Source organism: Hyphomicrobiales bacterium, assembly GCA_017642935.1.
Classification (GTDB): domain Bacteria; phylum Pseudomonadota; class Alphaproteobacteria; order Rhizobiales; family MH13; genus MH13.
The window spans coordinates 26,015-40,740 of the sequence record JAEPOK010000003.1 but is presented as its reverse complement, the minus strand read 5'-3'; the positions used below and the strand labels follow the sequence as shown (position 1 = coordinate 40,740).

The following is a 14,726-nucleotide window of genomic DNA, read 5'->3' as shown; positions in this document are numbered from 1 at the left end:
TGGTGAGTTTGAATGCAGGGGCTAACAGAAATGGGCGGGACAGGGCGTCGCCATGACGCGCTGCCCGCCCACCGTTCCAAGCGGTTTTACAAGCGCTACGCGCAGACACTTCTGGGCGTTGCCGTACCGGCCATGATGGCTGGCATGGTGGCTGGTTGGATGATGTCCGACACCAAGGGTGAGGTCGCACCGATCCATGATCTGGCGCAGCGCGTGGAAATGCTGCGCTATGCGCAGACCAAAACACCCACGATTCTGACGATGGCTGAAGAAGAGGTGCGCACCAGCGCCGTTCACCGGCCAGTGAACGATGTTGCTGAACTGGTGCGCTAAAGCGTTTCCAGGCAGCCCGTTAAAGCGTGGCGACCAACCGCCCGCGCACTTTGCCGTCCATGATCTGCTGTCCGGCATCGAGCAAGTCGTCAAAGCCGATATGTGTGGTCATGGCGTCAAGCTTGGCCATGTCGAGGTCCTTGGCGAGCTGTTCGTAGGCCGCTTTGCGCACTGAGATCGGGGTCATCACCGATTCCACACCAATCAACTGCACGGCGCGCAGAATGAATGGATGCACGAAGGACGGCAGATCACCGCCTTGCGCCAGGCCGCAGGCCGCGACAGCGCCGCCATATTTCACTTGGCTGAGAACGTTGGCGAGGGTCTTCGAACCCACCGCATCGACGGCGCCCGCCCATTTTTCCCGAGCCAGTGGACGCACATCACTGTTGAATTCGTTTCGGTCGACGATTTCCGCCGCACCCAAGCCTTTCAGATAGTCCTCTTCCTCCGGACGCCCGGTGGAGGCGACAACGTGATAGCCGCGCTTGGCAAGGATCGCGATGGCGACGGAACCGACCCCGCCTGCTGATCCGGTCACCAGAACCGGACCGTCGTCCGGCTTAACGCCTGCCTTGTCGAGCGCCATGACGCAGAGCATCGCCGTGTAGCCAGCCGTGCCGATGGCCATGGCCTGTGCGCCCGTTAGCCCGTCCGGGCGATGGATCAGCCAATCGCCGGAGACGCGCGCGTAGTCGGCATAGGCACCCATATGGCCTTCGCCAACACCGAAGCCGTTGAGGATCACCTCATCGCCCACGGCGAAATCATCGCGTTCTGAGGCAATCACCGTGCCGGCCATATCAACGCCTGGGATCATCGGGAACTTGCGCGCGATCGGCCCCTTTGCCGTCATCGCCAAACCGTCTTTGAAGTTCACCGTCGTGTGCGTGACTTTCAACGTCACATCGCCGGGCATCAGATCATCAAGCGTGATCTCGTTGACGACGGCAGGCTTGGCGCGTTTGCCATCGTCGCTGGTGATCCAGATCGCTCGGAACGGCTCGGTCGGTAGGCTCATGGTCGGGCTCCTCACTCAGCAGGCGTCGCCAGCGGGGTGTCCGCCCGCGCCTCTCTGATAGGCCAATGCACGATGGCAGCCAAAATGCCAAGAGCGATCCCGAGGTACCAGACAACATCGTAGGAGCCGGTCGTGTCGTAGAGGCGTCCGCCGAGCCAGACGCCGAGGAACGCGCCAAGCTGATGGTTGAAGAAGACGATACCCATCAAGGTCGCCATGTATTTCGGCCCGAACATGATCGCTACCAGTGCCGAGGTCGGCGGAACGGTGGAAAGCCAGAGCAGGCCCATCGTCGCTGAGAAGACGAGCACGGTCAGCGGTGAGATCGGCAGAATGAGGAAGAGCGCAATAATCGCGGCGCGGGCTAGATAGATCAGCGCCAGAAAAATCGGCTTGGAGTACTTGCCCGCAATCACGCCCGACGCCAGCGAGCCGATGACATTGAACAGGCCGATCAGCGCCAGAGACCAAGCGCCGAGAGTTGGATCCATCCCAAGGTCTTCCAGATAGGCCGGCAGGTGGGCCGTGATGAACGCAACATGGAAGCCGCAAACGAAAAAGCCGATCACCAACAGCACGTAAGAGCGGTGGGCGAACGCCTGGGTAACCGCCTGCGTCAGCGTTTGATCCTTGATGAAATCGGCGGCCGCCGATTGGTCAGAACGGCCCCGCAAGGCAAATGCCAAGACCGGGATGGCGAGCATGATAACGCCGAGCAGGATCAGCGCTTGTTCCCAGCCATAGTCGGCGATGAAGGCCCGGCCCATCGGCGCGAACAGAAACTGCCCCATCGAGCCTGCCGCCGTGCCAATGCCGAACACCATCGGGCGCTTTTCAGGTGGGACGCGGCGCCCAAAGGCGGCAAGCACGATGGAGAAAGAGGCGGCGGCCATGCCAAGCCCGATCATCAGGCCAGCCGATACGTGTAGCCAGGCAGGCGTTGGCGCCCACGCCATCAAAACCAGGCCGCCAGCGTAGATCAGACCGCCCAAGGCGAGCACCCGGCCGGTGCCGTAGCGGTCGGCAACGGCACCGGCAAAAGGCTGACCGATGCCCCAGATCAGGTTCTGAATGGCAAGCGACAGCGCGAAAACCTCGCGGCTCCATCCTTGCGCTTCCGTCATCGGCACCAGAAACAGGCCGAGCACCGAGCGCGGCCCGAAGGACAACAATGAAATCAGACAGCCGCAGACAATGACGAGCCAAAGCGCCGTCATCGGCACGCCCGACGAACCAGGCGGATTGCTGAGAGGTTGAGATCGATTCGCCATGATGGGGTGAGGCTCCACACATTGCCTGGGTCAACCGACCCTTCGATCCCCTAGCTACACCGCTTTGTTGGGCGCAACCAACTCAAATTCCTGAAAGCTCGCATCAGGAATATTGAACCGAAAGGCCCGAAAAGGCGGAGATTTCTTGCGTCAAAATGTCGTTCACAAGCCCGTACCGAACAGTTCGATGCTCGGCCCACCTTGCCAGACAAAGCGAAAATCCCTATACTAAAACTCAACATGAGCAAAAGTCCGTTTGGTCGACTTATGCTCTAAATGAGAAATAGCTCCGATTAAGGCCCTTCCAAGGCCTCGGGGCGTTTGCCTGGAGGAGGCAGATCATGACAGCAGTTCAAGAACGCGAGTTTCGCGTTGAAAGCCCGCGCACCATCACCCGCGTCCCAACGCCCGATTGGCACGATGCTCCGGCGCCTGCGCCCGCGCGCACCTTTGAGCGCTTGCCGATGCCCGACCTCACCTACACGCCCGAAGTCGAGGCTGCTGTCGGCCATCTCTATGAGAAAATGAGCCATGCCATTCCGCGTATCGAATGGCCCGTGCATGCGCCTTACATCAAGGCGATCAACGAGCTTAAAAAACAGCGCGGTGCCGCGATCCTGGCGCACAACTATCAAACGCCGGAAATCTTCCATGGCGTGTCGGACATTGTCGGCGACAGTCTGCAGCTGGCCAAGGAAGCGACCAAAGTGGATGCCGATGTGATCATCCAGTGCGGTGTGCACTTCATGGCTGAGACGTCCAAGCTCTTGAACCCGGAAAAAACGGTGCTCATCCCAGATATGAAGGCTGGCTGTTCCCTTGCCTCCTCGATCACGGGGGCGGATGTGCGCGCACTCAAAGCTGCCTATCCTGGTGTGCCGGTCGTTGCCTATGTGAACACGTCCGCCGATGTGAAGGCCGAGGTCGACATTTGCTGCACCTCGTCAAACGCCGTGCAGGTGGTCGAAAGCCTTGGCACCGAGCGCGTGATCTTCCTGCCGGACCAGTATCTGGCACGTTGGGTCGCGACGCAGACCGAGGTCGACATCATCGCTTGGAAGGGCGCTTGCGAGGTGCATGAACGGTTCACTGGCGCTGAGCTGCGCGACTACAAGGCGTCCGATCCGTCGATCAAAGTGATCGCCCACCCCGAATGTCCGCCTGACGTAATCGCTGAGGCCGATTTCACCGGCTCCACCGCTGGTATCATCGATTGGGTGGTCGAGCGCGGCGAGGGCAAGGTGCTCATGGTCACTGAGTGTTCCATGGCCGACAATGTCGCTGCGGCGGCGCCGGATGTGGAGTTTGTGCGCCCGTGCAATCTTTGCCCGCACATGAAGCGCATCACGCTGCCGAAGATCCTCGACACGCTGCTCACCATGGAAGGCGAGGTTCTGATCGCGCCGGAAATGGCCAAGCGTGCCCGCGCCTCGGTCGAAGCCATGGTGAACCTCAACAATTAAGGCGGGGCAGCCGCAAAGGCTGCCAGAAAAGCCACTAAGGAGGCCATCATGAGCGTTTTGGTCGATGACGTCGTCATTGTCGGCGGCGGGTTGGCGGGGCTCTTCTGTGCCCTCAAGCTGGCGCCGCGGCCGGTTACTATTGTGACGGCCGCGCCCTTGGGCCTTGGCGCCTCATCGGCCTGGGCGCAGGGCGGCATCGCTGCCGCCATTGCCGAAGGCGACACCTGGCAAGCGCATCTGGCTGACACCATTGCCGCCGGTGCCGGGCTGGTCGATGAAAACATGGCCCGGCTTCTGGTCAAGGAAGCCAATGTCCGCATCCAGGATTTGCTGACCTACGGCGTGCCGTTCGACACCGACCTGCAGGGCCGACTGACCTTTGGTCGTGAGGCGGCCCATTCCGCCGACCGCATCGTCCATGTCCAGGGCGACCGCGCCGGCAAGGCGATCATGGCCGCGCTTATCGACACGGTGGCGAAGACGCCATCGATCCGCGTGATCGAAAACCACGTCGTTGAGGCCATTCTTACCGAGGGCCGCCAAGTTGTGGGTCTGCAATCGCGTGGCGATGGCGGTCAGGCCGAAGTGCCGACCACCCTGCACACCCGCGCCGTTGTTCTCACGTCTGGAGGCACCGGCGGGCTTTACGCCGTGACGACCAACCCGGTCGAAGCGCGCGGGCAGGGCTTGGCCATGGCCGCCCGTGCCGGCGCGATCATAGCCGACGCCGAGTTCGTGCAGTTCCACCCAACCGCGCTGGCGGTCGGCAGAGACCCGGCGCCGCTCGCCACCGAGGCTTTGCGCGGCAAGGGCGCGACGCTCCATTACGGCGATGGCTCGCGCCTGATGGAAGGCATTCACGAAGATTTGGAACTGGCACCACGCGACATCGTCGCTCGCGCTATCCACCGCGCCGTGCAGTCCGGCAAAGGCGCGTTTCTCGATTGCCGCGAAGCGATTGGCGCGAAGTTTCCTGAGGCGTTTCCCACCGTCTATGAAAGCGCCATGGAGGCCGGCATCGATCCGGTGACGGAGATGCTGCCGGTCGAACCCGCCGCGCACTACCATATGGGCGGCATTCTCACCGACGCTTACGGACGCACGTCCTTGGATGGCCTGTGGGCAGCGGGCGAAGTGTCCTCCACCGGCGCCCATGGCGCCAACCGTTTGGCGTCGAACTCGCTGCTTGAGGCGGTGGTGTTCTCTGCACGCATTGCTGAAGATATCTTGCGCCTGATGCCGGTGCCGGAGCTGCGCCATGCCGAAGTCGGCGCGAGCACCGGCTCGGTTGTCCTGTCTCATTCCGACGAGGAAGCCATGCGGGCAATCCGTATGGTGATGGGCCAGCATGTGGGCGTAGAACGCAGCGGCGAGGGGCTTCAAGCAGCGCTGGAAACCCTTGGCTCGATAAAAGACAATGCGATCAATCTCTCGGTGCGCAACATGGCGCTCGCCGCCTGGATTGTCACCGCCAGCGCGCTCAAACGCACTGAAAGCCGCGGCGGTCATGCCCGCGCCGACTATCCGGACACTGATCCGGGGCAAGCCAAGCGCTCTTTCTGGACCCTTGCCAATTTGCGCGCAGCGGTTGATGACGTGCCCAAAGCCGCTTAGGCCGCAAGCCGAGATTGAACCATGTCTGCCATCGCCAACAGTCTACCGCGCCCCATCATTGATGAACTGGTGCGCGCCGCACTTCTGGAAGATCTTGGCCGCGCTGGCGATGTGACAAGTCAGGCCTGTTTGCGGCCGGATGCCAAGGCCGAAGCGGTTATCCGCGCGCGTGTGCCCGGAACCCTGGCCGGTCTGCCGTTTGCAGAATCCGCCTTTCGACAGATCGGCGAGGGGCTGCGCTTCGCGCCAAAGACCGGGGATGGCGATCGTCTCCAGCCGGGCGATGAAGTGGCGACCATCGAGGGCCCGGCACTGCTGCTTCTTTCTGCCGAGCGGGTGGGACTGAATTTCCTGACCCATCTGTCTGGTATCGCCACCGCGACACGCACTTTCGCCGATGCCATCGCCCACACCAACGCCAAAGTGACTTGCACACGCAAGACTTTGCCGGGTCTGCGCGCCGCGCAAAAATATGCCGTGCGCGCCGGCGGCGGGTCGAACCACCGTTTCGGGCTCGATGACGCGATCCTCATCAAGGACAACCACATCGCGGTCTGCGGCGGCGTGGTTGAAGCGGTGCAAGCCGCCAAAGCCTATGCCGGGCACTTGATGGCCATTGAGGTCGAGGTGGATACGCTCGACCAGTTCGCGCTGATCTTAGAATTGCTGGACCGTCAACGCCCCGATGTGGTGATGCTGGACAATATGGACCCAGCCACATTGGCCGAGGGCGTGGCGATGAACAACGAGGCATCGGGCAAGCCTGTGACGCTCGAAGCCTCCGGCGGTATCACGCTCGACACCATTGCCAGCGTTGCCGAAAGCGGTGTCGATTACATCTCGTCCGGCTGGCTCACCTCGTCGGCACCATCGCTAGACCTCGGGCTGGATATCGATATCGCCTAACGCCCGTTAGGGCTTGGCGACCGCTTGTGCCGCCTCGGCCACACGCCGTCCGATCCGCCGGAATCGCGTTTTGCGCAAAATCGCACCAAGGCGAGCGGGAACGCGTGTTTCCAGATAGGTGAAGCTTCGGTCGACAGGCCCTGAACGCATGCGCAGCCAGCGGATCATGCGCCGAGCGGTCCGTGACGTGGTGATCAGGATCACCAAGCCGAATGCCATGACCGGGATGCCGAGCGGGATCGGCAGCACGAACATCACCAGGCCTAGGAGCGCGAGCCCCCAGCCGACAATGCGCAGTAGCCAGCCTTTCACGATCTTTGTCACGCTTCGCCTTCCAGCCTCTTCAGTGTCTCTATTTTAATAATGACCAATGGCGTCTTACTGATGGGTTAGAGCGGCTTTTCGAAGGCGAGAACCTTGGAAAAGAAAGCCGTGTCTTCGTGTACGGCCTTCAGGCCCGCACCTTCGAACAATCCGACCAAATCGGTGTCCGCATAGGTCGTGTAATAGGGCTCATGGAAGAGCTGTGGGAAGAGCTCAAGTAGCCCGTCATAGGCCGGCGTGTCGCCCGGTTGCAGGCTGTCAACAAACACGAACAGCCCGCCGGGCTTCAGCACCCGCGCGATCTCTTGGGCCACGGCCAGGCGGATTTTCGGTGGCAGCTCGTGGAAGAGAAACACTGCTGAGGTGAGGTCGAGCGCGCCGTCGGCAAACGGCATCTCTTCGGCCTTGGCGACCATGCCCTGCTGGTGGCGATAGCGCTTGAACCGTTTCAACGCGTGGGACGCATAGGCTTCCGACAGGTCCAGCGCGATCAGCGGCATGCGCGGATAGGCTTGCGCGAGCGCATCGGCAAAATTGCCAGGCCCGGTGGCCAGATCGACAGCCTGAAGTCGGCGTTGATCTTTGCCTTGCATCCGTTGTGCGATCGGCACCAGGCCCATGCGCCGCATAGCCGCCGTCGCCCCGGTGAACAGCACCTCAACCTGCGTGTCATAGAGCCGCGCGGACTCGTCGCTCATCCAGCCATCAGTCTGAAAATGGAAGTTCTGCTGGTAGTAGCGCGGGCGTTTGTCGGCGTGCGGTGCCTCACGCGCTTCCTGGTGACGTTTCTCGGCCCGCCTGCGCGCAACCTCCGGCGCATCGGCGAAGAAGGCGCGGGCATCGCGAATGCGATCCGTCCAGCGTTCGTCCTCGCGCGGCGCTGGATAGAGACCGGCTTCAATGTTGGCCAAGTCCCGCGCCGATAGGGCCGCCACCCCGCGCAACAGCTCCGGTAGGCCGGGCACTTTTGTCTGCGGCGGTTTCACATCGGTTTTGAGGGTGGGATCGCGCTTCACTGCCCGTCTTTGCAGGCGCTGCATGCGATAGGCCTGGCCGGCGTACCACCCGACGCGCGTACCTTGGCGGGCGACATAGCGCGCGCGTGTCGCCAGCTTTGACAGGCTCAATGGGGTCGTCTCAGCCATCATCTCTCCCAACAGGTGAAAGAAAAATGGCGCCGATGGCAGCCCCCGACAAGGGCCGGCCATCGGTGTTTATGGTCGCAGGCCTGCCAGGCACGCCGGGTCTAGCTGCCGAGGCGTGCCAACCGCTCCAGCTTGGGCAACGCCGTTTCCGGGCTTTCCTGATAGGCGATGGTGCCAACCAGCTGATTGTCCTCGTTCATCAGAAAAATCGAGGCGGTGTGATCCATGGTGTAGTCGCCATCATCAAGCTCAACGCGGCGGGCATAGACGCGGTAGTTGGCGACCGCCTCGTCCACCGCTTCCGGCGTGCCGGTCAGGCCGACAATCTGGTCGGAGAAAGCCGCCACATACTGTTCTAAGAACTCCGGCGTATCGCGCTCCGGATCGACGCTCACCATCAACACATGGATGTCATCGGCAAGCGGGCCGAGCTGATCGAGATAGGTTGAAAGCTCAAACAAGGTCGTTGGGCAGACGTCCGGGCAATAGGTGAAGCCAAAGAAGATCGCTTTGGGTTTGTCGGCAAAGTCGGCCTCAGTGACCGTTGCGCCGGTGTCGGAGCGCACCAGGGTGAAGGGGCCCCCTACGCTATCGACGCCTTCAAAAAGCGCGGCCTGGTCCGGCGCTTGGCCGCGCAGATAGGTCAGCGTCAGAAACGCCCCCATGCCCAGCACGACAAGGCCGACCAATCCCCAAAGGACAAAGCGGAAGGCGCGCATCAGTTGGTGCTCCCATGTGTGCCGTGGCCGCCATGGTTCATTTCCATGGCGCGTTCGATCACCGGCAAGGTGAGGTCCTGGCTCGCGCCGCTTTCAAAGGTCAGGGTGACCGCCACGGTTTCACCGGCGACAAAGGGACCGGTGAGGCCAATGAACATCACGTGCAGGCCGCCGGGGGCAAGCTCAACCATCTCGCCTGCGGGCAGGGCGATGCCGTCCTCCAGCTCGCGCATGCGCATCACATCGCCGTCCATGGTCATGGTGTGGAGTTCCACGCGTTCGGCAGCCGGTGAGAAAGCCGCCACCAGCCGGTCATCGCTGTCGCCCATGTTCATGATGGTCAAAAACCCGCCGGCATTGCGGGCGTTGGGCGGTGTTTCGATGACGCGCAAGTTGGAGAGCTCAAGATCGCCGACCATCGTCATGTCATCGCCATGATCATGGCCGTGGCCGCCATCATGCGCCAACGCGATCGAGGAGGAGAGGGCAAGCGCCAGCGCGCCTGCGGTCAGGAATGCAAATTTGGTCATATCAAGTGTCCTTCACAAAGACGAAAAATGAGAAATCGTTCAGCTGTGAAGGGTGGCAGGGGGCGCGCGTGCTGGCGGCGGACCGGTCGGCCCATTGTCAATGAGCAAGCGCGCGTGCGGGATGAAAGTCAGCGCCGCCGACGATAGCAGCGGCGCGACCACCAGCGGAGATGATGGCGGCAACAGCGCCAGACCAACCGTCAGCGTGCAGGGGCAAAAGCTGGCGCCGCTGACCATGTCTTTGGGATCGTCATCGGCTTCCGGCGGGCCGGACAGGCAAAGCGAGAAGCCGCTCTCTATCGCCAGCGCCGGAGAGGCGGTGAACACAAACCCAACCATCTGCTGACCCAGCAAGGCACAGAGCGCCAGTGTCGCCAAAGGCGCGCGCAGGTGGAGAAAGGTTTGAAGTGGGCGCATAGGACGTCTTTTAGGCCAAAGCCTCAGTGTTGCAAGCGAGCGCGATGCCGCAGTTAGCCCGTTTGGCCCTCTTCATCACTCTGCTCTGGCTCAAAAACAACCGGCTCGGGCTCAAACAAGTCGATGTCCTGATCGCCCAATTCTGAATCCACCAGAACCGCGCCCACCGGAGCCGTGGCGTAGAGGGTGAAGTCTTCTTTCTCCTCCTCGGCAATCGCGCCGCGCCGGGCGATACGAAACCCGAGAAATAGGACCATCAAGGCTTGAACCAGTGCGGCGTAGGCAAAAAGCCCCGCACCGCCCAATTGATTGACGGCAAGAGAGGCCGCCAGCGGCCCGATGGTTGAGCCCATGGCAAACGCCAGAAGTAGACCCGAGGCGATAGTGACATGTTGATCGGCTTCGGCGTGGTCGAATGTGTGGGCCACGGCCAGCGCATAGGTCGGGAAGACGACGGCGCCGAACAGAAATCCGGCGAGCAGGATCAAGCCCGGCTGATCGGGGCTGAACAGGCTCACCGTCACGCACACAAGCACCGCGAAGATGTTCAACACAACCATGACGAAACGGCGGTCAATGTTATCGGAGGCGCGCCCGATCGGCCATTGGAAGAGGGCCGCCCCCATGATTGCGACCGTCAGGAAGAGCGCGGCGCCGTCGCTATCCATGCCCGACCGCGTGGCAAAAATCCCACCGAAGGCCCAAAAACTCCCCGTTGTCAGGCCAACCCCGATGATGCTGATCAGACCCACGGGCGAGGTTTCGTAGACTTTGCGGATGTTAAGCCTGACGTCATAAAGCGGCGCGGGCTGCGTTGCCTTGCTCAACGCCAAGGGCAGGGCGGCAAAGGAGATCAACACCGAGGCGATGGTGAACAGCGCAAAACTGTCCAGTGGATAGGTGGTCAGAAGCATCTGACCGGCGGCGATCATCGCGAAATTGACCATGACGTAGAACGACATCACCGTGCCGCGATTGGCGTTGTCGGTGCGCTCGTTGAGCCAGCTTTCCAGGATGATGTAGAGCGCGGCCATCGCAAAGCCCGTGATCATCCGCAGGAGCACCCAGAAGGCAGGCTCAATCGCCAGTGGGTGCAGCAGGATCGTGCCGGACATCAGCCCGACGAACGCGGCAAATACGCGGATGTGCCCGGCGCGGGCGACAAGCGCCGGGGCGAACCAACAGCCGAGCGCAAACCCCAGGAAGAAGCCCGAACCCAGGCCGCCAACCCAAAAGGCGCCAAACGCTTCGGCCTCGCCGCGCAGCGGTATCAGCGCATTCTGCAACGAATAGCCTGACACCAACAATGCCGTGGAGATGAGCAAAGCTGTGAAGGGAGCGAGTGCGCCCATGGGTTCGCCTAATGTGCGGGGTCTAGCCCCGCAGCCGGCTAGGCTCTTACTGGGGCAACATATTCCTCGCGCCCTAGCAGCTTAAAGACGCTGCGCACAATACCGTCCGCATCAAGGCCTGCCTCGGCGACCATTTTCGCCGGGCTGTCCTGATCGATATAGCGGTCAGGAAGCGTCAGCGTGGCCAGTTTCAGGCGGCCATCAAGCAGCGCCGCATCGTTGAGCGTGTGCAGCACAAACGAGCCGAAGCCGCCCATCGCGCCTTCTTCAACCGTGATCAGAACCTCGTGCTCGCGTGCAAGACGGGTCACCAAATCGACGTCCAGAGGTTTGGCGAAGCGCGCATCGGCAACCGTTGTCGAAAGCCCTTCGGTCTCGAGCGTATCCGCGGCCACCAGCGCATCTTTCAGGCGGGAGCCGAGCGACAGAATAGCGACCGTTGACCCTTCGCGCACGATCCGGCCCTTGCCGATCTCGAGGATGGAACCGCGGTCCGGCAGATCAACGCCAACCCCTTCGCCGCGCGGATAGCGGAACGCAATCGGGCCTTCATCATAGGCCGCAGCGGTGCGCACCATGTGGACCAGCTCGGCTTCATCGCCGGCGGCCATGATGGTGAAGCCCGGCAGGCAGCCGAGATAGGCGATATCGAACGATCCGGCATGGGTTGGCCCGTCGGCGCCGACCAGTCCTGCACGGTCGATGGGAAAGCGCACCGGCAGTCCCTGGATCGAGACGTCGTGCACCACCTGGTCGTAGCCGCGCTGTAGGAATGTCGAATAGATCGCGCAGAACGGCTTCATGCCATCGCTGGCAAGACCGGCCGCGAACGTGACCGCATGTTGCTCGGCGATGCCAACATCGAAAGTTCGCGTCGGAAACGCCTGGCCAAACATATCGATCCCGGTGCCGCCCGGCATGGCCGCCGTGATGCCGACAACCCGGTCATCCTCTTCGGCCTCGCGGATCAGTGATTGCCCGAAGACGCGGGTGTATGCGGGGGCATTGGGCTTGGATTTCGCCTGCTCGCCGGTGATGACGTTGAACTTCGAAACGCCGTGATATTTGTCCGAGGAGGCTTCTGCCGGGCCGTAACCCTTGCCCTTTTGCGTGCGCACATGGACCAGGATCGGCCCCTGTTCGCTGTCGCGGACATTTTCAAGCACCGGCATCAGGTGATGGATGTTGTGACCGTCGATCGGCCCGACATAGTAAAAACCGAGCTCTTCAAACATCGTTCCGCCGGTGAAGAACGAACGGGTGAACTCTTCAGCCTGGGCGGCTTTCTTGTGCCAATAGGGTGGCAGTTTTTTCGCCACCCGCTTCAGCCCTTCGCGCACGGACCGATAGAAATTGCCGGAGACCAGCCGCGCCAGATAAGCGCTCATCGCGCCCGTCGGCGGGGCAATCGACATGTCATTGTCGTTGAGGATGACGATCAGACGAGCGTCCATCGCACCGGCATTGTTCATCGCCTCATAGGCCATGCCGGCCGACATGGATCCGTCGCCAATCACCGACACCACATTGTTGGTGCGCCCGGAAAGATCGCGCGCCACCGCCATGCCAAGACCAGCGGAAATGGACGTCGAGGAGTGCGCGGCGCCGAACGGATCGTAGGGGCTTTCGGCGCGTTTGGTGAAGCCTGACAACCCGCCACCCTGGCGAATGGTACGGATGCGATCGCGCCGTCCGGTCAGAATTTTATGCGGGTAGCATTGGTGCCCGACATCCCAGATGAGCTTGTCATCGGGTGTATCGAACACCGCGTGCAGAGCAACCGTCAGCTCAACCACGCCTAGCCCAGCGCCAAGATGGCCGCCTGTCACGGAGACGGCTGAGATCATTTCTGCGCGCACTTCTTCGGCGATTTGGGCCAGCTCGTCATGTGACAAACCTTTCAAATCACTGGGATTTTCAATTGCATCGAGAAGCGGCGTGTCGGGGCGTTCAATGATTTCCATGGTGTCACACTAGCGCATCAATTGGGTCAGAAGTACGCGCCATCGTGACGCGTAGGGCAGAACGGTATCGTCCACCCTACGCCGACTTTGACTGTAAAGAAAGTCTGACACTCAAAGTGTCCAATAAATTTGACTTTCGTCTAAGTGAGGCAACCTACTTGTCTGGCAGCGGGATAAACTCTTCCTCATCGCCTGGCACGATGTCGAAGCGCTTTTCTTTCCAGTCCGCCTTGGCTTGTTCAATACGTTCTTTGGACGAGGAGACGAAGTTCCACCAGATATAGCGTTTTGAATCCATCGGTTCGCCGCCAAGAATGATGAACCGCGCGTCTTCGGTTGCCTTGATGGTGATCGTATCGCCGGGCTTGAACACCAAAAGCTGGCCGGGGCCGAACGTGTCGCCAGCGATATCAACCGTGCCTTTCACCGTGTAGATGCCGCGTTCATCGAACGTTGGATCAAGCGGGATCGACGCACCCGGCGCTAGAACGGCATCTGCGTAGAGCGTCGGCCAGGCCGTTTGTGTCGGTGCTTTGACACCCATCACCTCACCGGCGATCACCCGCACGCTCACCCCGTGATCGTTGAGCATCGGCAATTCGTCAGCGCCATAATGGATGAAGGCAGGCGCGCTTTCTTCATGGCTTTCCGGCAGCGCCACCCAGCTTTGAATGCCGAAGAGCTTCGGCCCGAGCGCCTTGGCGGCTTCCGACGTCCGTTCAGAATGCACGATCCCCTTGCCAGCGGACATCAGATTGAGCTCGCCAGGTTTGATCGACAGCTCGGTGCCCAGCGAATCGCGGTGCATCACTTCACCTTCAAACAGGTAGGTGACCGTCGCCAGACCGATATGCGGGTGAGGGCGCACGTCGATACCGCCGCCGACGAGAAACTCCGCCGGGCCCATCTGGTCAAAGAAGATGAACGGGCCAACCATCTGGCGTTTGCCTGATGGTAGCGCGCGGCGCACCTCAAACCCGCCAAGGTCGCGGGCGCGCGGTACGATCAAGGTTTCGATCGCGTCACAGGACTTCGGATCACCGAGGGTCGGATCCATATTGGGTTGCCAGCTCATTGGCCTGGACCTTTCGTGAAGGAGAACGTTGGCAGAAAGGTAGGGCTGGCACAGGCCGCTGTCGATGCGCTGGCGGCACGACACACTGTCAAAGTTTTTGTGACATTGGACGGCAGATCGTTCGTGATTCAGCCTAGAGCAGAAGCAGTCCCACCATCAGGCAGCCGAGCCCGAGATAGCCTGGCAGGGCATCGGCGGGCGACAGGCGTCGTTGCAGCAAGGATTGCTTTGGATTGCGCGGATCGATGCGCACGCTCACCTGCGAGCGAAGCGGAAAGCGCTGCAAAAAGGCGTTGGCGTCGGCTTCGGTGGCAAAGAACGGGTCACGCGTCGCCGAAAACCGCTCGCCCACATAGGTCTGCTCGTCCACCTCATAGGCATAGCGAATGATGGCCCGGAAACCCTCCACCTGCTTCCAAGGGCGCAGCGGGTCGGTGGATTGCATGGCCGCCACATCAACGCCGCGCACCGTGCCGCGCACCGACGACCAGTTGGCGCTAGCCAGCCAATCGCGGATCAGAAAGAACCAGCCGGCCAGAATGACCACCCCGCAAAACAGCGCGAACGGTCCAAGCAAGGGTCAGCGTCCCGT

General features: G+C 61.5%; 15 protein-coding genes. 4 read left to right on the top strand and 11 right to left on the bottom strand.

Features of this window, described 5'->3' with window-relative positions; genetic code table 11:
- Nucleotides 1-12: 12 nt before the first annotated feature.
- Complete coding sequence (locus JJ917_16445; protein MBO6700418.1) at nucleotides 13-333, top strand: hypothetical protein; 321 nt, start codon at nucleotides 13-15, stop codon at nucleotides 331-333.
- A gap of 19 nt (nucleotides 334-352) precedes the next feature.
- Here the strand turns inward: JJ917_16445 and JJ917_16440 are convergent, their stop codons facing one another.
- Entirely contained in the window at nucleotides 353-1,354 is a 1,002-nt protein-coding gene (locus tag JJ917_16440; GenBank protein ID MBO6700417.1) for an oxidoreductase, read from the bottom strand.
- Between the two features lie 11 nt (nucleotides 1,355-1,365).
- Nucleotides 1,366-2,625 carry an MFS transporter gene (locus JJ917_16435; GenBank protein MBO6700416.1) on the bottom strand — a complete coding sequence of 420 codons (1,260 nt, stop codon included), beginning with the start codon at nucleotides 2,623-2,625 and terminating at the stop codon, nucleotides 1,366-1,368.
- Between the two features lie 341 nt (nucleotides 2,626-2,966).
- Here JJ917_16435 and nadA point away from each other — a divergent pair, with 341 nt between their 5' ends.
- From nadA to nadC, 3 genes are read left to right on the top strand one after another with little or no spacing between them, the layout of a single operon-like run.
- Nucleotides 2,967-4,088, top strand: a complete 1,122-nt coding sequence (nadA, locus tag JJ917_16430) for a quinolinate synthase NadA (GenBank protein ID MBO6700415.1) — start codon at nucleotides 2,967-2,969, stop codon at nucleotides 4,086-4,088.
- A gap of 48 nt (nucleotides 4,089-4,136) precedes the next feature.
- Nucleotides 4,137-5,702: an L-aspartate oxidase gene (locus JJ917_16425; GenBank protein ID MBO6700414.1), complete on the top strand. Its 1,566-nt coding sequence runs from the start codon at nucleotides 4,137-4,139 to the stop codon at nucleotides 5,700-5,702.
- A gap of 21 nt (nucleotides 5,703-5,723) precedes the next feature.
- Nucleotides 5,724-6,608 carry a carboxylating nicotinate-nucleotide diphosphorylase gene (gene nadC, locus JJ917_16420; GenBank protein MBO6700413.1) on the top strand — a complete coding sequence of 295 codons (885 nt, stop codon included), beginning with the start codon at nucleotides 5,724-5,726 and terminating at the stop codon, nucleotides 6,606-6,608.
- Between the two features lie 6 nt (nucleotides 6,609-6,614).
- Here nadC and JJ917_16415 read toward each other — a convergent pair whose 3' ends face one another.
- The 9 genes from JJ917_16415 to JJ917_16375 all read right to left on the bottom strand — a co-directional run bounded on the left by JJ917_16415 (nucleotide 6,615) and on the right by JJ917_16375 (nucleotide 14,711).
- Nucleotides 6,615-6,932: a hypothetical protein gene (locus JJ917_16415; GenBank protein MBO6700412.1), complete on the bottom strand. Its 318-nt coding sequence runs from the start codon at nucleotides 6,930-6,932 to the stop codon at nucleotides 6,615-6,617.
- A gap of 65 nt (nucleotides 6,933-6,997) precedes the next feature.
- Entirely contained in the window at nucleotides 6,998-8,077 is a 1,080-nt protein-coding gene (locus JJ917_16410; protein MBO6700411.1) for a class I SAM-dependent methyltransferase, read from the bottom strand.
- 101 nt (nucleotides 8,078-8,178) lie between these two features.
- Complete coding sequence (locus JJ917_16405; protein ID MBO6700410.1) at nucleotides 8,179-8,799, bottom strand: SCO family protein; 621 nt, start codon at nucleotides 8,797-8,799, stop codon at nucleotides 8,179-8,181.
- Entirely contained in the window at nucleotides 8,796-9,326 is a 531-nt protein-coding gene (locus tag JJ917_16400; protein MBO6700409.1) for a copper chaperone PCu(A)C, read from the bottom strand. Before JJ917_16400 ends, JJ917_16405 begins: the two co-directional genes overlap by 4 nt.
- Nucleotides 9,327-9,365: 39 nt before the next feature.
- A complete protein-coding gene (locus tag JJ917_16395) occupies nucleotides 9,366-9,743 on the bottom strand; it encodes a hypothetical protein (GenBank protein ID MBO6700408.1) in 378 nt (125 codons plus the stop codon).
- Nucleotides 9,744-9,796: 53 nt separating this feature from the next.
- Entirely contained in the window at nucleotides 9,797-11,095 is a 1,299-nt protein-coding gene (locus JJ917_16390; GenBank protein ID MBO6700407.1) for an MFS transporter, read from the bottom strand.
- Nucleotides 11,096-11,133: 38 nt separating this feature from the next.
- Nucleotides 11,134-13,050, bottom strand: a complete 1,917-nt coding sequence (locus JJ917_16385) for a 1-deoxy-D-xylulose-5-phosphate synthase (GenBank protein MBO6700406.1) — start codon at nucleotides 13,048-13,050, stop codon at nucleotides 11,134-11,136.
- A 163-nt stretch (nucleotides 13,051-13,213) separates the two neighbouring features.
- The gene (locus JJ917_16380) at nucleotides 13,214-14,134 is read right to left on the bottom strand and encodes a pirin family protein (GenBank protein ID MBO6700405.1); all 921 of its coding nucleotides are present in this window, start codon (nucleotides 14,132-14,134) and stop codon (nucleotides 13,214-13,216) included.
- A 133-nt stretch (nucleotides 14,135-14,267) separates the two neighbouring features.
- Nucleotides 14,268-14,711, bottom strand: a complete 444-nt coding sequence (locus JJ917_16375) for a DUF3592 domain-containing protein (GenBank protein ID MBO6700404.1) — start codon at nucleotides 14,709-14,711, stop codon at nucleotides 14,268-14,270.
- Nucleotides 14,712-14,726: the final 15 nt, after the last annotated feature.